This is a genomic window from Devosia sp. J2-20 (genome assembly GCF_055808475.1).
The window spans coordinates 3,279,601-3,298,333 of sequence record NZ_CM147870.1; the positions used below are offsets into that span (position 1 = coordinate 3,279,601).

The following is an 18,733-nucleotide window of genomic DNA, read 5'->3' on the forward strand; positions in this document are numbered from 1 at the left end:
GCTATTCCGCCACCACGCTCTGGCCCGGCGTCACACTGGTCGGATCAAGAATGACCTGATCGCCAATGGCCAGGCCCTGGTTGACGATGACGCGGTCAGCAGGCCAGTCGGAGAATTCGATTTCACGCGCAACCGCCAGACCATCCTGGACCAGCAGCACATGGCTCTGAGTGTCTTCGGTCAGGATCGCACCGCGCGGAATGGCCAGGGCGGCGTCGGTTTGCGCCACAATGATATTGGCGTTGACGGTCAGGCCCACGGGCAAATCGACAGGCTGGTCAAAGGCGATCTTGATGGCCCTGCCCCCGGTGCTCGGATCAACCGTGGGCGCGGCAAAAACCACCGTGCCATGCTGGGGGACGGTATCACCAACAGGTTTGAGCAGAGCCTTCAGGCCCTGCTTGATGCGGGCAGAATAGAGTTCGTCGACATCGGTCTCAACCAGCAACTGGCTGAGATCGGCGACGGTGAACAAAGCCGTCTGGGTGTCGATCAACTGGCCCTGATCGACCGAGCGGTCAAGTACGGTGCCGCTGAGCGGGGCGGTGATGGTGTATTGGCTGAGCTGGCTTTGCACCTGCTCCAGGGCTGCCGTCAGTCGCGCAACTTCGTTGCTGGCGGCGGTGAGGCTGCGTTCGGCATCTTCGCGGGTGGCGCGGGTAGCGTTATCACCCAGAGCACGGGCCCGGTCCGCATCGGCCTGCGCCTGAGCCTGCCTGACCAGTCCGGCTGCGCGGGCCGCCTGCGCCTGATCCACCAGCGCCTGGGGCTGGGCGGTGTCGACTTGCACCAGCAGATCGCCCAAGGCCACGCTGGCGCCTTCACGAGCCCCGACATTGGTGACCAGACCGGATACAGCAGAGCGGATATTGACCACATCGCGGGCAGCCACCCGCCCATTGACGGCCAGCAATTGGGAGACCGGTGCTTCGGACACGGTTTCAACGGCCACGGCGGTCGGTTTGGTTTCCCAGGGGCGCTGCACATAGCCATAGGCGCCCGCGCCGACCAGCAGCACCAAGAGTACGATCAACCAGCGCCAGTTTCGGCGACGACGGCGCACTGGCTGGGGATTATCCGCGTGCTGGGGTGACGCCATTGCTGTGTTTCTCGGGTTAACTACTCAAACTGATACGAGCGTTGTTCCCCATTGGATTGCAAGCACCATCGCGGCGGCCGATCGGTTTGCCGCAACAAAGCCCGCATGACACGGACTGCCTTTGGCAGTGGTGGCTGAAGTGATGTTTGAAAAGAAGTCACGCGCCGGTCAGATCAGAACTGCAAACTCTTACTCCATTGAAATCAATAGATAGTTCTGTGAAACCGATGCTCAACAGCGACACCATGCAGGACATCCGCCCGCCCGCAACAATGGGGCCGAGGCTGTCATCTAATCGCATGTCGTTTTGCAACGCCTTTTTTGGCGCCGATGGGCGTCGTTTACCGGGAGCAGTGTCATCTCCGCGGTCGGCATTGAGCTGCCGCATGGCGGGGCTTCGCAGGGGAACCTTTGTGTGAAGCGCACGCATCGTCTAGTCAGGGCAGATGGTGCAACAGCCTCCGCGGAATGGTCTTCGCCACGTCCCGGCAGGAACGCCGGGGCGCGTCGAAAGACTGACGCGGGTGGTTTTGGATCAAGCCAAGGCTTCCGCTTCGCGCTGGAAAGACTGACCGGACTTCAGACCATCGATCAGTCGTCGTCGAAATCTTCTGCTATCAAGTTGTGGCTCTCCCAAGCGTCTTTCGGGATTGGCCTGCCAAGGCGAAACTTGAACGCGGCAACGCTCTCGAGATCGTCTCCAACAGTGCATTCAAAGCTAATTTCGAACCACCTCCTATCCGCACGGTAGGCGCCGTTCGGTGCTTTCATGACGACTCCAGATATCGAAGTATCCCCAAACGCACTGGGCACTGCAGAGTCAGCCAACGCTGCGGCACCGCTTAACCGCACCTGTTCCAGCGCTTCAATGCTGCACAGTTGGGTAATTCTCTCGTATCGGTCCAGTCGCGGCAGCATCTCTCGGACTTCCCGATTAGCTGGATCGTGCAGGATGTCGCTCGCCAGCAAGTTGACCGCATCGGTCATATCATCGGGGTTGTTGGTAGCTGGCATGGGCGCGACCGACTTGGGTGCCACAAGAGGTGGCGTGGCGGTCTGGGGAGCAGAAACTTGTGCAGTTAGCTGCCCCGTATCGGGTAGCGGTTCTGTGGGGGCCGCCCGTTGCGCGGAAACCAGATCCACCGAGATGACGCGCTGGCGTGGGCTGGACAATTGCCGGGACACAGGAAAGGCCAGCAAAGCAGCAACGAGCATGACGTGCCCTGCGATCGAGATTGCTCCGGGGCCCCACATCGGACTTCTCATGGGGAAAGCAATTGGCATGGGCATAGGTTGGACTGTTGGCCGTAAAGATCGGATGATGCGCAATCCAAGCCAAAGCTCTCCTCGCGCGGATTGCCCTGGACTTCAGTTAGCGCTTTGTTAACCTGAAGACGGTGTGCTGTCGCTTGAGTTCGTGCGCAAGACACTCAATCGTCATCGGGGCGAACAATAGGATACATTGGTTGAAGTCGTTCCGCTGCATCGTCCACCTTCTTGCCATGTGCTTGGTGATATACCTGGGCAGTGCTCCTGCCCATGCGGCGCCAGACCTGGACCATGCCCAATCGGTGGCGGCGCATGTCGATTTGGTCCCAGAGCTCAATGGGACCGACCATCATCAATCGCCTGGCTCGCTGGTACACTGCGGCTCTCCCATGATCTTCGCGGTGTTGTTAGTCGAACACTGTCGAGTTGCAGACCGTATTGGCTTTGTCCGCCTACTCAAGACCCGCAGTACCGCCATCGGCCCTCCGCCGGATATTCGTCCTCCGCGCCCCTAACCACCGACCATCTGGTGCGGCCGTCCTAACGGCCAAGGAAACCTTGCGGGAAAATTTTTATGAATAGAATCAGTGTATTCGCTTGGCTAGTAGCCGGCGGAATTGCGCTTGGAACAAGCGTAACGGCAACGGGCCACGGGGGTGCAACGGGAATCGTTGCAGACCGGATGATGGGCATGATGATGCTCGCCGAGCAGGTGAAAGCCCTGACCCCGCTGCTGGAAGGCGGAGGACAAGTCGAGCAGGCAACCATCGTAGAAGCGGCCGGTATGATCAGCATGCATGCTGGCAGCGCTATGACAGGCCTGTTCCCGGAAGGCAGTTTGGACGCACCTTCCGTTGCGCGGCCCGAGATATGGCAGCGCTGGGAAAAATTCTCCGACTATTCGAGCCGCTTGGCAGAGTTAGGCGACGAGCTTGCCATGGCGGCAGAGCCAGCTCGTCTTGGACTTGAGCCAACTGCTGCTGAGGTAGTGGAACAGCCACCGACAGAATGGGAAGCAATGAGCTTTGAGGGCCTGATGGGGCTTCCAAGCGAGGAGCAGGCAAGCTCGGACGCCATTGATTCCCTGATAGCCAGCTCCGCGCCTTCGGGCGATATCGCCGCGCAGCCCCGCGAGCCAAAGCAGATTGTTGCCGAGATCACGGCAACTTGTTCTTCCTGTCATGCAGCGTTTAGGCGGTAGCATGAAACGGCTATATTTATTGTCGATCTTGACCGTTTTCGCTGCGGCTATGGCCGTGCTTGCCTTGGTGGTTTGGCCTCTCCCCGCAACGCAGTCGGTACCCGAGCTCAAAGGGGATGCAAAGCGGGGAGCCTACTTAGCCAGGTTGGCGGGCTGCGTAACCTGCCACACGGCGCCAGGCGGGAAACCAATGTCTGGTGGAGCGGCCCTGGAATCAAAATTTGGCAATTTCTACGCCCCCAACATCACCCCGGATGCCGAGTACGGCATCGGGCGCTGGACATTTCAGCAGTTCGCACGCGCGGTACGCCAAGGCGTGTCGCCGGACGGGGAATCCTATTACCCCGCGTTTCCCTTTGAGTTCTACGCCAGTCTGACGGATCGGGATCTCGCCGATATCTGGGAAGCTCTTCAAGAGGTGCCTGCCGTAGCGGCGCCGTCAACGCCCAACGCCGTCAAGTTCCCGTTCGATATCCGGCTAGGGTTAAAGCCGTGGCGGTCACTGTTTGAAAGAGTTTACACCTACAAAGAGGACCCTTCGCGATCTGAGGCCTGGAACCAGGGCAGGTATCTTGTTTTGGGACCAACACATTGTGCGGCGTGCCATTCTCCGCGAAATCTCGCCGGTGGTTTGGCGCCTGAAGGAGACCTCAGCGGTGATCCTGTTATGCAGGACGGCGGTGCATCCCCTTCAATAACGTCGCATGATCTGCTGACTAATGGGTGGACGAAAGAAAACCTCGTTTCGGCGTTGAAAACGGGCGTTCTGCCAGATGGAGATACACTTGGAGGCTCCATGGCTGAAGTGGTGCACGGCAGTACCAGATTCCTGCTTTCCAAACATCTTGATGACATGGCCACCTACCTGCTGGACATCAAAGACTAGCGCCGCCCCCAGTTGAAGGAGCGACGCCTAGTAGAGCTATTGAGTGGGAACAGTCGGCGGCAGTTCGTTGGCACCTGCCGCCGGCGGATTGGCCTCGAGATCGGCGATCAGCTGTTTCATTTCGGCTATCTCACGCACCTGAGCCTCAATAATGCCATCAGCCAACTCACGCACGCGCGGGTCTTTAATGTGAGCGCGGGAACTGGTCAGAATGGCTATCGAGTGGTGAGGGATCATGGCCTTCATATAGTCCACGTCGCCGACAGTCTGCTGACTGCGAACCAACCAGAGCGAGCCAGCAAAGATCACAGCTGCGCCCACCAATATGGCGATGTTCACGGCCTTGTTCTTGTACATGGAGAGCATGAACAGCAGCATGATGATGGCCATTACGGCGCCCATCAACAGTGCCATCCAGCCGCGGGTCTGGCTCCAGAAGATGTGGTCGAGTGCAAAAGTATTCAGGTACATCAGGCCAAACATGACGATGGTAGACGTCAGGATCATTGCCGCAAATTTTGCGTAGCTCATGGAGAGCCTCCTTGTTGTGCAGTGTTGGGGTGCTGGCTCGGGTTCCGCACAATCATACCGCCGCCCGGAACCCCATGGGTCAGGCTATACGTATCGGACTTCGCCCATCATGCCGGTCGCCATGTGGTAGAGGTTGTGGCAGTGGAACAACCATCTGCCTGGATTATCGGCGTCGAATGCAATTGAAATACGGCCCATGGGCGGCACAACGACCGTGTCGCGGATCGCACCAGCCAAAGGTTTCCCGTTGATATTGGTGACTTGAAAGTGATGCCCGTGCAGATGCATCGGATGGGCCATCATGGAGTGGTTCATCATTTCAAGCTCAATGCGCTCGCCTTGCCTCACCTCAATTGGTCGGGTATCGGGCCAGTAATTGCCATCGATGTTCCAGGCATAGGGAGACATGGCGCCCATCAGCATGACTGACGACTTGGCAGTCGAACGTGCTCCCGGGGTTGATTTGGCGCGCAGTACAGCCTCAAGCGATAGGTCGACCGGTCCTATGTCATTGTCTGCGAGCTCGGAAAATCTGGGAATGGTAACGTCGGGCGCGGCGAGGATTACCCCCGTGCGTTCCCGCCCACCTTCCCGCTGCGCAAAGACTGGCACAATTGAGCCGGGAGCAACATCGATCAACAAGTCGATCCGTTGGGCCTGGGCGAGGGGAAACAGAGACCCCTCGACTGGCTCAACATCATTGCCGTCCACAGCAATCACGGTGCCTTGCGTGGCACCAAGGTCAATCCAGAAGGCCGTTGAGGCCGCCCCGTTGATCAATCGCAGCCGCACTCGACCGTTGCGCTCAGCCCGAATGACCTCGGGATCCTCTAAAGTCCGGTCATTGGCCAGATAGGCGTCGTATTCAACATCATTGAGATCCATGGCCATCATGGAGGTCCCACCCATCATGGGGGCGTTGTTCATTCCCGGCATCATCATGCCACCCATCATGCCGCCCATGGACACGCCATCTTGACCGCTTGCGGTCGCGCCTACCAAGTCTTCGAGAATGTCTTCCGGGCTGCGGAAAGCGAAGTCATGAAGCAGCACGGTTGCATCCTGCACGTCGGCGGCTTCGTCTTCACGTGTCCGTACAATCAACGGGGCAGCAAGTTGGCGCTGCTCCTGGAGTCCGTGGTGGGAGTGCATCCAATGGGTGCCGGGTCGTGGCGTAAAATCGTACTCTCGCGTTTCCCCGGAAGCCAAGGGCCCGACGTAGCCTGTGTCCGCGACACCATCGAGATCGGGGGCGGGTGTCTGACCATGCCAGTGGATGATGCTGTCCACATCCAGCTGGTTATCGAGGGTGACCGTGAACGGCTCATCGGCCCCGAGAAACAAACCTTGTCGTCCGTCTGGTCCAGCAAGGCCGTAAACACTGGCAGCTCTGCCGAGAACCTCGATCGTGCGTTTTTCGATCGTCAGGGTCTTGGACTGCGAGGCGCCAAGGGCCCATCGCGACGGCAGGATAGTGGCGGCACCAGCAATGGCCGCAGAACCGAGAAATGCTCGGCGTGAGAGCTTCATGCTCATGTGAATCTCCATCAAAAGAGGTGTCCGGCATATGCCGGAGTGACATCAATCGAACGGAGCTATGGGCGGGCGGAAATGGGGAAGCTGAACCGAATGTGCGAGCATCTGGACGAAAGGAATGACCTGTGAATGCTTAACCGACCGGGACCCAAAGCTGTACAACGGCGCCACAATCGCGCACCCGATGCAGTGTGCTCCCCCAGAATGATGAATTGTCCCGTCTTCATGGTCAGACATCGACAGCATTGGGGAAAGTTCTACATGCGGCATCGCCGATGCCGCAATTGTCTGACCCGAGCCATTCACGGTTGCGCCGTGCGCTGGGGCGAACGCAATCAGCTGTCCAAGAAACAGCATCGTGACCAGCAATAGCGTGCCAATTCTGCAGATGACCGGTATCCCCTTTGGTGTCATTCAGCGACCGATGTAGTGATTACAACCGTGGCAAGGTCAAGATGGTTGCACAGCCAAATCTACGGCGCGCGAACGCCCCCTGCAGCCATTAAGTGGCGGCGGGTCGGCGTAGCGTCTGGTTCACCGTTCCTGCTGGTACCGCCGCTCGCGCTCCGGCCAGCCTTGCTTGATGAACCCCAGTATCGACATGATTTCCGCGTCGGAGAGTGTTTCACCAAAGACCGGCATGTCGGATTCATAGCCAGGCGCTATGGCGCCCAACCCGTCTCGGATTATCCTTAGCAATTGCTCGTCTGAATGATGCCAGGTGTGACCCGAGGCGTCGTGCGGGGGCGCCCGACGCCTGCCATCAGGCAAGGGTGACATCCAGTCTGGCTGACCTTTCAGATCTGCACCGTGACAGCTCGCACAATTGTCTCGATATAGGGCCGTCCCATCGGGCAGTGTGGCTTGGGCAAAAGCTGGCGTCGTCAGAAGTGCCGCGACAATGGCGGCCCGCAAAGCAATCATGACCCCAAGGCGCGCCAGGTCACACCGCCGTCTGAGCTGAGTAGAACCGAGCCGTCGTCGAGCACCGATGCCATGCGGTCTGGCGAGGCCTCGTCCAAAGCGATGTGCAGCATCACTTGGTTTCCGAAACTCTCTGAGAGAGCAGACCACTTTCCGTCAGAGTTCCGAGCGAACAGGCCCGCGCCGGCAAAAAACGCATACACCGTTCCCGTAGAGCTCGCCTCTACTGCCGTGACTGGTACGCCCTCGGGCCCTTGAAGTGCCCAGCTTGCACCAAAGTCGTCGCTGAACATCAGGCCCGAACGGGTTCCTGCGTAGACGGATCCGCGAGAGTCAGGTGCAGCTGCGATATCGATCGTGTCGGGAGCACCGGGACCAGTCTGGGTCCAGCTCTCCCCCCGTCCTGGCTGACCTGGATCCCCCCATAAAGTCCATAGACCGTCTGCCGGTCAGCAGCGCTGACACTCATCGCGTGGAAATCGACTGGGCCATTGCTGCCATCGGCGATGCGATCCCAGTCAGCTCCCGCATTTTCGGATAGCAGAACGCCCATATTGCCGCCTTGCACGGGGTGTCCGCTAGCTATGAAGCGGTCTCCCTGAACACGAGTGAACCCCATGAAATCGTCTGGCTGAGAAATCAAAATTGCCTGACCTGCGTCATCGACATTGTAGACCCCGTGGTGCGTCGCCAGGATCACACCGGCCGCCGGGTTCGTTGCGAAGGCTATACCGTGAGCATGCGCCAGTGAGGATATGGGAACACCGTGACTATCAGCACGAACGGCGGGTGCGGACAGCAAGGCAATTGATGACAGAAGGAAAAGGGTAAAGCGGTTCATTTCGGTTCCATTTTTGGTAAGCTGCTTTGGACGGCGAATGTGCCAGTCGCCCAAAGCGGCGAGACCGCACGCACCAGAGCAAGTTCAATGCCGGCTGAGGCGTTTCGCGATCGCGATCGTCAACATATTGGCGACAGGCGGGAGAGCCAGATAATCTGGTCCTTCACGCCTATTCTGAAGGCTATCCCTCGAGATTTACTTTGCCCGCCATATCGAATTCATACACGTCATCGCGGAAGCTGACGGTCCCCTGGCGATTGGCCCATGCCGAAATATAAGTGGTGTGAAGTTCGACAGGATTTTTCACCGCGACGTCCTTGCGCTCGCCGCTGGCGAAAATGCCAGCGATCTCAGGTCTTGCCCAATCGCCATTGTCGCGCAGCACCCACTCAACAAAATCTTGAACTTCGTCGACACGAACGCAGCCAGATGAATAGAAACGTGCGTTCTCTCCGAACAATCCCTTGGTCGGTGTATCATGCAGATAGACTGCATGACGGTTATGAAAGTTGATTTTCACATTTCCCATGGAATTGTTTGGTCCAGGGTCCTGGCGGAAGTTGTAGTTGACCGCATCTTCAGTTTGCCAGTTGATGTCGGAGGGCTGTAACTGCTTGCCCTGTCCATCATAAATCCTGATATTCTGCTTGGTCAGGTAATCGGCGTCCTCATTCATGTACTTGATCAGATCACGTCGGATAATGCTGACCGGGACGTTCCAGAACGGGTTGAAGTTAATCTCGTGAATACGGCTTTTGAGAATTGGGGTTTGCCGATCTATGCGACCCACGATGGCTGTGTGTCGGCGTGAAACCTTGCCGGCATCGACGGTCTCAATTGACGCGGCAGGAATGTTGACCACAACGTAACGATCCGCCAGCTTCGGGGCCATTGCCTGCACCCGTAACAGGTTCAGGCGCAGCTGGTGCAAGCGAGCCTCGGCCGGCACATTTAGTGCATACCAGGTGGCTTCATCCACCTGGCCGCTAATCAGCAGCCCATGCCGTGCTTGGAACCTGCGTAGGCCGGCATCCAGCGGCGTATCAAATCTGTCGTCTATGCGCTCGGTCAACGGCATGTCCGTCGACGATATCAACCGACGTTTGAGCGCAATTACCGCATCGCGAGCGTTGCCGATGTTTAGTCCATACGCTTCTTGCGGCACCTGTTCCCAACCGCCCGCGAGAACGAACGGCTCATACTGTGCGATAGCGAGTTGCAGGTTGTTGGCAGTGTCGTACGACAGGATAGGTTCATTCGTATCCACCGCTTGTAACGCCGCGACGCTATGCGTTTCGCGATCGGTCTGGTCGAGCGTGCGGCTGCGGGACATCATATCCCATATTGATTGCTGAGCGTATCCTGGCTTGGCCAGCATCGCGCCGGCAGCAAGAGGGAGCAGTCTTATGAAGTCTCTTCGTTTCATCTTGATTTCCTGATTTGATGTTGGAGCAACGTCAAAAAATCAGGCGGATCTCGGCGGGCGCTCAAGACGGTTCGAAATCGCAGTAGCGGCGTTTACCAGTGGCGAAGAAGTGGCAATTTCGCAGCCTACGGACCGTAAATCTGATTCTGTTCGGGGCAATAGTGCAACGCACCAAATTCCTGAACAGCAACGATCGAGACGGCTGTCCACCGTTGTGTCAACGTTCTCTTGGGAGGTGTGATGCGAGGCGATATCCGCGACGTCGATGGTGTGTGCCTGGGCATCTGGTACGTGATGCAAACCAGCGCCGGCAGTCCATAGAGCAACCAACGCGACAAGCAAAATGGCGCGCGTCTTGAAAACTGCCTGTACTGCTCGCGAAGCGTTCAAAGCCTAACCCCAAGGCACTGGATCATATCCGCATCGTGCCAAGACATTACAATAGGGAACATTGCGGCGATAGTTCGCCAAGCGTCTTTGAGCATCGCCGAGAACGGTGATCGCTAGAGCAGCGCCTGAACGCTCAGGCTGAGCCCCGAAGCCAGCAGCAATCCGAATGTTAGCCGACGTAGGGTATTGGGTGCCATCGCGGGGGGCCATCGATGGGCGATTTCAGTGGCCATCAGAATGGCAGGGATTGCCAGCAGGCTCCACCACACCGTGGCATACGGAAAGCCACCAGTCGCAATGGCCATCGTCGTGCGCAACAGAATGCTGACTGTGAACACCAGGACCAGCGTTACACGAATCGTCGCAACCGCCATGGGCTGGCGATAGAACAGATAGACCAGAGGCGGCCCCGCCGTTGAAAACAACCCTCCGAGCAGACCTCCGGCGGCACCAGCCATAATGAAGTGCCGTGGGGGTGATGGCTCGGCCAATGGGTGAGGTCTGAGGAGGAGTTGTGCGGCTGCCGCGATAATCACCAGGCCCAGGACCAATTGCAGCACTGCCAGGTTTGCAGCGGCCACATGCTCGATAATGGCATAGCCGGCGATTGTTGCAGCCAGCGTTGGGCCAATCACCAGCAAGAATTCGTGCCAGGCGACATTCCGCCATCCTCTGACAAGAATGTGGACCGCGTTCACCAGGGACAGGATGCCCACGACAATCGCGGCGTCGGACAGCGAAATGAGCCCCAGCAAGGCTATGGCGGCCATCATGACCAGGCCAAAGGCGAAGCCGGTCAGGGTTTGCAGGTAGGCGGCGGCGCCGGCGACCAGCATGAGCTGGCACAGATCAACTATGGTCATTCCGGTGCCCAACTCAGTTTGGAGATATGTCAGTCGGGGTGGTACCGACCTTCGCACCGCAAAACCAAGACACCTAGGCAGGGGCCTTACTCAGGCAACGGTAGAAATCCTCGAAGATCGCATCGCGGTTGAGATCAAACGCCTCGACCATGGGGTGCCTTGTGCTGTCCTGGCGCCAGTACAAGTCTTCGTCCAGGCTGGGCGACTGGGTGTCAAAGGTTGAAACATAGCCCGGGTCGAGTAGCCAGGCGATGTTGATCATGTCCCAGATCACCCAGGTCTTGGCCTCGGCGCCGGTTATGGCGAACATCTCATGCAGCGGATTGTTGGTGTAGAGCTGGTGCAGATAGTCGCCAATGGCACCCTGCTCCTTCACGAAGCGCTCCATTTCGGGAAGTGAAATCTTGAGCTGCGCACCGACGTGATAGCCTGGCAGATAGACCTGCGGCACACCGCAGTCAAACAGCAAGCGGGAGGATAACCTGTCCTGCACCAAATTGAGCGATGGCAGGTTCGAAAATGGTGCATAGGTTGGGAAACCGGCGGTCCAGACCACCACGATATTGTCGATGATATCGGGCGCTAGCAGCAGGGCCGAGGCGACATTGGTCAACGCACCCATGGCCAGCACATAGACCGGCCCATCCTCGCGACGGCGGGCGCTGTCGATGATGAATCGTGCCGCCGGGGTATCTAGAGGCGCATCGAAGCTCTCAAGATAACCAGGAGATCCCCGGAACACCTTGTCCTCGGGGTCCACGCCGCACTTGGCAAAGACGCGCAGGATTTCCTGATAGGACAGTTCGACGCCTTCGTCGGGGAGCGTAAACAGCGTCTGGTTGGGATCGCGTCCGGTATCGACCATGCGCTGCGCCCAACCGGACAGACCACCCATGAACTTCTCTTCAACAGGATTCTCCGGACCACCTCTTTTGAGAATGGCGACCGAGCGAATGAGGTCTTTCTTGTGGTGGGCAAAGGAGAACGGCACTGCCGTCACGCCTTCAAGCCGCACGCGATCAGGAGAGAGCAAGGCCCAGGCCAGCGCATACTGATCATCTATCTCATTGGCAGTGTCCGTGTCGATGATGACGCGGGCGGCATGGCCGGGATGGGCGAGACGGCTTTGATAGAGCTCTGCGGACAGCTTGGGAAAGCGCGCGAGCACAGACTGGTCTAACATATCGAAATCCTAGTTGCCGAAGCCCTTGCCGAAGGCTTCTTCCTTGATGAAGCGCTCGGAAATGATGAGCAGGACCACCCCTGGCAGGGTCACCACCAGCGTGATGCCGGCTGCTGACGCATCCAGTGTTCCGCCCGCGATCTTTGAGAACAGCAGGGTTGGCAAGGTGATGATCTTCCCCTGCCCCAGAAAGAAGGTGAGCAGGAAGATGTTGGTGGACACCAGGAAGGTGAACAGGGCACCCGCCACTACGCCGGGCAGCAGCATGGGTAGCGTGACAAGCCGCATAACCTGCCAACGGCTCGCGCCCAGGATCATCGCCTGTTCTTCAAAATCCTTGCCCAGGCCCTGATAAACCGCGGTCAGCATGCGGATCATGTAGGGAATGGTGGGAATGAGGTGCGCAATGATGATGCCGACATAGCTGCCGGCGATGCCCATGCGGATGAAGATCATCAGCAAGGCGATGCCGATTGCCGCCTCAGGGACGATCAGTGGCAGGGACAGGAAGAACTCGAAGGCGGATTTGCCGCGAAAACTCTCCCGAGCGAGAACGCGCGCTGCCGGCAGGCAGATGGCCAGACAGATCACGGTGACGATGCTGCCGATCAGCACGGTATTGATCGTCGCTTCCAGAATGCGGCTATAGGGCGAGAGCACATAGTCCCATGCAAGCGGCAGCTTGGAGATTTCGCGCTGATCCATCCACCACGTACTGGGGAGCAGGTCAGGCCAGGCCCAACGGAAGGCCAGGCTCTGAATGATAAGCGGCAAGAATGGTCCCAGAATGAACCCGACGATGAGGATCAGATAGATCTTCTGGAAGCCCGAGAGCTGGTTGTTCAGCGCCGTATTAGAAAATTTGCGGGCCATCAGTTTCTCCCGATCTTGCGTTCAAAGCGGCGATAGATGGCCAGGTAGGTGAACAGGATGACGCCCGCGACCAGCGCAATGGACACCACGGTGGCCATGCCCTGAAGTTGCAGCGTGTAGTCCGCATCGTTGAAATAGCGCCATGCCACTACGGGCAGCGTATCGGGGAAGCCACCACCCAGGATGAACGGGGCCTCGAAGGCACCCACATTGAAGGCAAAGCAAATCAGGGTCGACGAGACGACGCCGGGCATGATCTGGGGCAGTGTGACCTGGGAAAGGATCTGCCAGCGATTGGCGCCAAGAATGGCTGCGGCCTCTTCGGTCTCGCGCCCAACACCCAGCATGACGGCATAGATTGCCAGGGTAATGAACGGCACCTGTTTCCAGACATAGACAGCGATAATACCCCAACCCGCATGGGTCTTGAGGATTTGCGGAAACTGTGAGGGATCAGAAATGAAGCCAAAGAACGCAGCCAGTCGCGAAACCATGCCGCCATTGCCCAGCATGATCACGGCCAGGGCGATACCCACCGTATAGGGGATCATCAGGGGCAGCTTGTAGATGTATTTGTAGAGCTGCTTGCCGGGGAAAGTGCGCACCAGCGCCAGAGCGAGCGCGATGCCCATGGCCAATGCGATCACCGTAGAAACAGTCGCATAGTAGAGCGTCAGCCACAGTGACTCCCAGAATGATACTGAGCCCCACAACGCGCCAAAATACTGGAAGCTGGGAAAGGTGTTGACGCCGAACCAGGGTGCGAAGCCCAGAGATTGCACGACGGCGAGCACCAGCGCGCCACCAAAGAGCACAGCGAGGATGAGCAATACCGGGGAGAGCTGCAGCCACAGCCACAGTTTTTCCCTCAGTGCGCTTTCTTGGGAGCGTGCCATATCAAACTTCCGGGACGAAATTGAAGACAGGTGACCCGGCCTGCAGCCGGGCCACCAATTGCACTACTGGTTCAGGTTTTCCGCAGCGCGGGTCACGATCGTTTCGATCGAGTCCGTGCTGTCGCGTTCGATGTATTCGAGCCAGGTGGCTTCGATCACATCGACCAGGGTCGCATTGGTGTCTGGAGCGATGTTGGCGTCGAGATCGGCTGCTTCCAGACCGGTGTGGCCTGGCGAGGCAGCAGCGAGAGCTGCAGCATCTTCGTCGCTGAGCAACCAGGGATCGATACCCGCTGGCATGCCAGTGAACTCGAGCTTGGAAATCTGCGCTTCCACGGTCGACATGTAATCGGCCAGAACAAGGGCTGCACCGGGGTTCGGAGCATTGGCTGGAATTGCCAGATAGTTCTTGTTCTTGATCATGTTGCCTTCGGGAAACACGAACTCCTGAGCCGCTTCAGGATAGGTACCCTGGCTGAGGCCGGTGGCGACGGCATAAAGACCGAACTTGCAGTTGAAGTTCACTTCACCGTTAAGGAACAGGCCATCCAGCGCGTTTGAATCTTCGGGATAGCGTGGCGTACCGCTGTCACCACCGAGCAGCAGTGGCTCGATGTTCTTGAGGTATTCCAGACCCGGTGCGATCAGGCGAGCCAGTTCGGCAGCACCCAGTTCGTCAAGCGACTGCTGAAACGGTGCTGCGCCGGTGCCATCAGGATTGTGCGCATAGACCGCTTCCTGAACGAAGGTGTTGCCGATGTAGTGCGGCGGCTTGACGTAGATGAACTTGCCCGGATTGGCTTCGAGATAGGTCTGCAGGCCATCAAAGGAGTGCGGTACGTCTTCAGCGCTGACGCGATCAGCATTGACGGCGCAAACATACTGCTCGCCAGACCATGGCACTTCTGCGCCGCCGGTGAGCACGCCGAAGTCGCGCAGGTTGAGCAGCGAGCGGGGATCTGCTTCGTCCCACTCAATGTTTTTGGCATTGGGCAGCAACGGAGCAAACGCGCCAAACAGAGCGTCCTGCTTTTTCAGGGTCGAGAAGTTCTCGCCGTTCAGCCAGATTGCGTCGACGCTGCCTTCACCAACCATCTTGCCCGAACCGAGTTCGGCCAGCACGAGATCAACGGCGTCCTTGGTGCCCGTGATGCGAACGGGATTGAGCGTCACACCCAGTTCGGCCATCGCTGGCGCAACAATGCTGTCCATCCACACATTGAGTGGGTCGCTACCACCCCAGTAGTAGAGGTTCACAGTACCTTCGGATTTGGCGCGCTCGGCGACGGCAGACCAGTCGAGGCTGCCGGCGAGGAAGCCCTCGCGGAATTCTGTCGCTGCCGGATCCTGTGCCTGTGCGACGCCAGTGGCGAGCATCGCGACGATTGAAACGCCTAGTGCTATCTTACGCATGATTGACTTTCCTCCTCATTGAAAACATTCGTTTTTCTGGTTCGTTCGCTTTTCTAACGGGCGATGGTCCACACCCGGTCCGGCTGGACCGAGAGAACAACTGGCTGGCCAACATCGAGCAGGCGACGGGATTGTTCGGCGACGGTTATGTCCGCGCCACCGGCACTGACGACATACTGGACCGACGCACCGAAGAACTCGCGCGCTTTGATCTGGCCGGAGATCAAGTTTTGGGTGCCCTGCGGCGCCTCAGCCTGTGGGTAGAGATCGATGCCTTCGCTGCGCAGCATCACATGCACATCGGCACCAGTGGTGAGCCCCGCTTGCGGGGTGATCTCAATGATGCCGAAGGAGGCTTCTGCCCGATTAGCCGCCAGGAGCCTGGCGCTGAAAATGTTGCTGGCCCCCATAAAGTCGGCAACTTCAGTAGAATTGGGCTGCTGATAGAGCTCCTGCGGCGCGCCAAACTGGGCGAGCTTGCCGTTGAAGATCACCGCCACCCGATCCGCCAGCTCCATGGCTTCGACCTGATCGTGAGTTACGAAGATTGTGGTAATGCCCAGACGCTTCTGTAGTTCGCGGATGAAGCGTCGCATCTCGCCGCGCAGCTTGGTGTCCAGATTTGCCAGCGGTTCATCCATCATCAGAACGGATGGCTTGGTGATCAGCGTGCGTGCGATGGCAACGCGCTGCATCTGGCCGCCGGAGAGCTGCGCCGGGAAGCGTTTACGAAACTGATTGAGCTGCACGACGTCGAGAATTTCCTCGAGCCGCTCGTTGATTTCCTGCTTGGGCAGGCCACGCACGTCCAGACCAAACGTGACGTTCTTTTCGACTGTCATGTGGGGGAACAGCGCATAGCGCTGAAAGACCATGCCGACATTGCGCTTCTGCACGGCAACGTCAGATACGTCCTTGCCGTCAAACAGCACCTCGCCGCTGGTCGGCGCTTCCAACCCGGCGATCATGCGCAGCGTTGTCGTCTTGCCACAGCCGGAGGGACCCAGCAGAGCAACCAGCTCTCCGGACTTGATATCGAGATCAATGGACTCGATTGCCGTGAAGGCACCAAATCGTTTTTGAACCGCATTGAGCCGAACTTCGGTCACGCGCGCCCTCCCCTAAGAGTGAATTGGTTGTATCCAATTCGATACTACAAATTAATGCGGAAAATTCTGTCCTGTCAACTCCAAACGCCCTATTGGCGCGGAGAAAGGCCGATGTTTCTTTCCCGCTTGGCGATGTCCAGAGTGACGAGGTTTGACCACTCGCCAAATTCTGCAAGAACCTGATCCCAATGCCCAGAAACCAGGACAAAATGGTGCTCTACGCCATGGTCGAGCACGGCGCCGACAATGTCGTGGGCGCTGCGCGTTTCGCCGTTCTCGGCAAAACCGGAGACCCAGCCTCTGCACCCGGTGAAGCCGGATTCCGGCGCCTTGATGACCTGGGCTTCAAAGCTGAACCGGCTCGCACCGCTACGCCCAATTCGAAGCACGGTCACCGGACCCAGCGCAAAACAATAGTCTGCGATGGCGCCATAGATCGGCCCCTGCTCGGTGCCGCGTCCGATCATTGGATGGTTGATCCATCGGGCCCGTCCGTCTGCCAGATAGAGCGGGCCACCACCACCATGCCACATCAGGATACGGTCCTCGGCGAGCTGCGGGGAGGTCATGTCGAGCAGGCAACCGACCTGCCCGGTCATGGCCTTGACCGCAAGCTGGGTTACCGCACCCATGACATCGCCTTCCGAGGCGACGGGGATTTGATCGTGTTCTTCCAGCCAGCTGAAAGCGGCACCCGGATGAAAGCCGGGATCCTGCTGCAGCGCCGGCCAGTCGGAAACCGCAAGGGCATCATAGCGATTGGCCTTTGCCAGTTCGCGCAGTGCCAGAACCATGCGCGCGGTCAGATTCATCTGCGCATCTGATACGCCATCCACATCGGCTGCTGCTGCCATTGCGGTCAGTTCCCGCGCGACGGCATCGCCGGCAAAACCGGTCATCGCCTGGGTGAGTTGGTGCATGTCGACATGCTCGACTTCGACGCCGAGCCGCTTGAACAGCTCTTCTTCCCGCACTGCCATATTGTAAAAGGTCGGTGCCAGACCGCCAACGACGCCGATCCGCGAGCCGCGCAGCGCTGTGCACATGCCCAGCGCCTGGATTGTCTGTCGCAACACACCCTGTAGCGCCGCGTCATCGGGCGCCCCAAAGTACCAGCGGACTGGCGACGCCTGCAGATCGCGGACACCGCGGGCAATCGACATGCTCATATTCAGCGAGACGAAATTGTTGAGCTGGATGTCGCCTTCATGACTGGGTTCGGGCGTTGCCCAGAATCCCAAAGGCACATCATAGCTCGCCAGGACCCGAGCCACGTCACCCATGGTGAAGCCACCATGCAGCAGGATGACGAAATCGGCACCCTGTGCGAGAACCGCATCCATGGCCTGCCGCGCCTGCGATGCATCCATCGGCACATCCGGCGCAACAACCAGTTGTGCGCCCTCTTCCGCTACCAGGCGACCCAGCGCGGATTCGGCCTGTTCAAAGACACCATGCTTTTCCGGAAAATAGCTGGGCAACGATGCTTTGATCAGGCCGATGGTAAAGGTCATTACACAGAGGTTCCCGCCGAGTTTCCGGCTGTTCGTATTGGGGCTGACTTGTCGAGATTGTAGGTGATGGGCGACTGCCGGAAGACCTGGTCGTAAAAGACCGGCTTCTGGTCTTCGTCAAATGCCGTACAGGCCTGTGAAAGAATAGGCGCATTGGGCTGCACGGCCAGCAATTCGGCAACTTCGGCGTCCGCGATCAGTGAACTGATAACCTCGCAGGCGCGGGTCCACTGCATCTTGAAGCGACGCCCCAGAATGCGCAGGATCGACTGGTTCTGACCGGTTTCGGGCAGGTCAGCGGCGGAAATGTCGGGCACGAGATGGCTTGGCACCCAGGTGCGCACCAGCATGACCGGCGCGCCATCGACAGTGCGCAGACGACGGATCAATGTCAGTTCACCGTCAAACAAGGCAGCAACTTCTGGCGGTACCGATTTAGCCGGGGCGTCAATGCCCAAGAGCTTGGCACCGGGTATCCGCCCCTCGCCTATCACCTGGTCGGTGAACGACACCAAACAGGTCGAGGATGGAGGCGACAGCGTCGAAACGACGTAGCCGCTGCCCTGGCGCGCGGTGACGTAGCCGGACTGCACCAGCATATCGAGCGCCTTGCGCACCGTGACCCGGCTGACGTCAAACGACTTGGCGAGCGCGTCTTCCGTGGGCAAGCGCGTGCCCACCGAGTACATGCCAGTATCGAGCCTGTTCAGCACCTCGTCATGCACGGCCTGATATTTTGGAACCGACTTGCTTTCCACCTGATCACCCTTTCAAAAGAA

At 58.5% G+C, this 18,733-nt stretch carries 18 protein-coding genes; 2 read left to right on the forward strand and 16 right to left on the reverse strand.

The window, feature by feature from the left end; genetic code table 11:
- Position 1 precedes the first annotated feature (1 nt).
- The 3 genes from AC0L37_RS16185 to AC0L37_RS16195 form a co-directional block, all read right to left on the reverse strand.
- Positions 2 to 1,099 (reverse strand): efflux RND transporter periplasmic adaptor subunit, encoded by a 1,098-nt coding sequence (locus AC0L37_RS16185; RefSeq protein ID WP_282222650.1) that lies wholly within the window; start codon positions 1,097 to 1,099, stop codon positions 2 to 4.
- Positions 1,100 to 1,256: 157 nt separating this feature from the next.
- Entirely contained in the window at positions 1,257 to 1,487 is a 231-nt protein-coding gene (locus AC0L37_RS16190; RefSeq protein WP_282222649.1) for a hypothetical protein, read from the reverse strand.
- 203 nt (positions 1,488 to 1,690) lie between these two features.
- Complete coding sequence (locus tag AC0L37_RS16195) at positions 1,691 to 2,314, reverse strand: DUF930 domain-containing protein (RefSeq protein WP_282222648.1); 624 nt, start codon at positions 2,312 to 2,314, stop codon at positions 1,691 to 1,693.
- Between the two features lie 745 nt (positions 2,315 to 3,059).
- Between AC0L37_RS16195 and AC0L37_RS16200 the strand changes: the two genes are divergently transcribed.
- A complete protein-coding gene (locus tag AC0L37_RS16200) occupies positions 3,060 to 3,569 on the forward strand; it encodes a cytochrome c (RefSeq protein ID WP_473313373.1) in 510 nt (169 codons plus the stop codon).
- Positions 3,570 to 3,759: 190 nt separating this feature from the next.
- Positions 3,760 to 4,455 carry a c-type cytochrome gene (locus tag AC0L37_RS16205; protein WP_282222647.1) on the forward strand — a complete coding sequence of 232 codons (696 nt, stop codon included), beginning with the start codon at positions 3,760 to 3,762 and terminating at the stop codon, positions 4,453 to 4,455.
- A 36-nt stretch (positions 4,456 to 4,491) separates the two neighbouring features.
- Here the strand turns inward: AC0L37_RS16205 and AC0L37_RS16210 are convergent, their stop codons facing one another.
- The 13 genes from AC0L37_RS16210 to AC0L37_RS16270 form a co-directional block, all read right to left on the reverse strand.
- Positions 4,492 to 4,986: a DUF305 domain-containing protein gene (locus AC0L37_RS16210; RefSeq protein WP_212659466.1), complete on the reverse strand. Its 495-nt coding sequence runs from the start codon at positions 4,984 to 4,986 to the stop codon at positions 4,492 to 4,494.
- 84 nt (positions 4,987 to 5,070) lie between these two features.
- Complete coding sequence (locus tag AC0L37_RS16215; RefSeq protein ID WP_269370542.1) at positions 5,071 to 6,522, reverse strand: multicopper oxidase family protein; 1,452 nt, start codon at positions 6,520 to 6,522, stop codon at positions 5,071 to 5,073.
- A gap of 534 nt (positions 6,523 to 7,056) precedes the next feature.
- On the reverse strand, positions 7,057 to 7,446 hold the full coding sequence (locus tag AC0L37_RS16220) for a c-type cytochrome (protein ID WP_282222646.1): 390 nt from the start codon (positions 7,444 to 7,446) through the stop codon (positions 7,057 to 7,059).
- Between the two features lie 292 nt (positions 7,447 to 7,738).
- Entirely contained in the window at positions 7,739 to 8,287 is a 549-nt protein-coding gene (locus AC0L37_RS16225) for a WD40/YVTN/BNR-like repeat-containing protein (RefSeq protein WP_282222645.1), read from the reverse strand.
- A gap of 181 nt (positions 8,288 to 8,468) precedes the next feature.
- Positions 8,469 to 9,713 (reverse strand): L,D-transpeptidase family protein, encoded by a 1,245-nt coding sequence (locus AC0L37_RS16230; RefSeq protein ID WP_282222644.1) that lies wholly within the window; start codon positions 9,711 to 9,713, stop codon positions 8,469 to 8,471.
- 503 nt (positions 9,714 to 10,216) lie between these two features.
- Positions 10,217 to 10,966 (reverse strand): TSUP family transporter, encoded by a 750-nt coding sequence (locus AC0L37_RS16235; protein WP_282222643.1) that lies wholly within the window; start codon positions 10,964 to 10,966, stop codon positions 10,217 to 10,219.
- 73 nt (positions 10,967 to 11,039) lie between these two features.
- Positions 11,040 to 12,149, reverse strand: coding sequence for a nucleoside hydrolase (locus tag AC0L37_RS16240; protein ID WP_282222642.1), 1,110 nt, complete (start codon positions 12,147 to 12,149; stop codon positions 11,040 to 11,042).
- 9 nt (positions 12,150 to 12,158) lie between these two features.
- Positions 12,159 to 13,022: an ABC transporter permease gene (locus tag AC0L37_RS16245; RefSeq protein ID WP_249327875.1), complete on the reverse strand. Its 864-nt coding sequence runs from the start codon at positions 13,020 to 13,022 to the stop codon at positions 12,159 to 12,161.
- Entirely contained in the window at positions 13,022 to 13,918 is an 897-nt protein-coding gene (locus tag AC0L37_RS16250; RefSeq protein WP_269370532.1) for an ABC transporter permease, read from the reverse strand. Before AC0L37_RS16250 ends, AC0L37_RS16245 begins: the two co-directional genes overlap by 1 nt.
- 63 nt (positions 13,919 to 13,981) lie before the next feature.
- The gene (locus tag AC0L37_RS16255) at positions 13,982 to 15,331 is read right to left on the reverse strand and encodes an ABC transporter substrate-binding protein (protein WP_282222641.1); all 1,350 of its coding nucleotides are present in this window, start codon (positions 15,329 to 15,331) and stop codon (positions 13,982 to 13,984) included.
- Between the two features lie 53 nt (positions 15,332 to 15,384).
- Positions 15,385 to 16,440 (reverse strand): ABC transporter ATP-binding protein, encoded by a 1,056-nt coding sequence (locus tag AC0L37_RS16260; protein WP_282222640.1) that lies wholly within the window; start codon positions 16,438 to 16,440, stop codon positions 15,385 to 15,387.
- 89 nt (positions 16,441 to 16,529) lie between these two features.
- Positions 16,530 to 17,954, reverse strand: coding sequence for an L-fucose/L-arabinose isomerase family protein (locus AC0L37_RS16265; RefSeq protein WP_282222639.1), 1,425 nt, complete (start codon positions 17,952 to 17,954; stop codon positions 16,530 to 16,532).
- Positions 17,954 to 18,712, reverse strand: a complete 759-nt coding sequence (locus tag AC0L37_RS16270; protein ID WP_282222638.1) for a GntR family transcriptional regulator — start codon at positions 18,710 to 18,712, stop codon at positions 17,954 to 17,956. The genes AC0L37_RS16265 and AC0L37_RS16270 overlap by 1 nt, the downstream gene beginning before the upstream one ends.
- Positions 18,713 to 18,733 lie beyond the last annotated feature (21 nt).

Excerpts from the sequence above, each read along its gene's own strand:
- AC0L37_RS16185 (WP_282222650.1), bottom strand. The coding sequence starts at position 1,099 with ATGGCGTCACCCCAGCACGCGGATAATCCCCAGCCAGTGCGCCGTCGT.
- AC0L37_RS16190 (WP_282222649.1), bottom strand. The coding sequence starts at position 1,487 with ATGCGGCAGCTCAATGCCGACCGCGGAGATGACACTGCTCCCGGTAAA.
- AC0L37_RS16195 (WP_282222648.1), bottom strand. The coding sequence starts at position 2,314 with ATGCTCGTTGCTGCTTTGCTGGCCTTTCCTGTGTCCCGGCAATTGTCC.
- AC0L37_RS16200 (WP_473313373.1), top strand. The coding sequence starts at position 3,060 with ATGATGATGCTCGCCGAGCAGGTGAAAGCCCTGACCCCGCTGCTGGAA.
- AC0L37_RS16205 (WP_282222647.1), top strand. The coding sequence starts at position 3,760 with ATGTCTGGTGGAGCGGCCCTGGAATCAAAATTTGGCAATTTCTACGCC.
- AC0L37_RS16210 (WP_212659466.1), bottom strand. The coding sequence starts at position 4,986 with ATGAGCTACGCAAAATTTGCGGCAATGATCCTGACGTCTACCATCGTC.
- AC0L37_RS16215 (WP_269370542.1), bottom strand. The coding sequence starts at position 6,522 with ATGAGCATGAAGCTCTCACGCCGAGCATTTCTCGGTTCTGCGGCCATT.
- AC0L37_RS16220 (WP_282222646.1), bottom strand. The coding sequence starts at position 7,446 with ATGATTGCTTTGCGGGCCGCCATTGTCGCGGCACTTCTGACGACGCCA.
- AC0L37_RS16225 (WP_282222645.1), bottom strand. The coding sequence starts at position 8,287 with ATGAACCGCTTTACCCTTTTCCTTCTGTCATCAATTGCCTTGCTGTCC.
- AC0L37_RS16230 (WP_282222644.1), bottom strand. The coding sequence starts at position 9,713 with ATGAAACGAAGAGACTTCATAAGACTGCTCCCTCTTGCTGCCGGCGCG.
- AC0L37_RS16235 (WP_282222643.1), bottom strand. The coding sequence starts at position 10,966 with ATGACCATAGTTGATCTGTGCCAGCTCATGCTGGTCGCCGGCGCCGCC.
- AC0L37_RS16240 (WP_282222642.1), bottom strand. The coding sequence starts at position 12,149 with ATGTTAGACCAGTCTGTGCTCGCGCGCTTTCCCAAGCTGTCCGCAGAG.
- AC0L37_RS16245 (WP_249327875.1), bottom strand. The coding sequence starts at position 13,022 with ATGGCCCGCAAATTTTCTAATACGGCGCTGAACAACCAGCTCTCGGGC.
- AC0L37_RS16250 (WP_269370532.1), bottom strand. The coding sequence starts at position 13,918 with ATGGCACGCTCCCAAGAAAGCGCACTGAGGGAAAAACTGTGGCTGTGG.
- AC0L37_RS16255 (WP_282222641.1), bottom strand. The coding sequence starts at position 15,331 with ATGCGTAAGATAGCACTAGGCGTTTCAATCGTCGCGATGCTCGCCACT.
- AC0L37_RS16265 (WP_282222639.1), bottom strand. The coding sequence starts at position 17,954 with ATGACCTTTACCATCGGCCTGATCAAAGCATCGTTGCCCAGCTATTTT.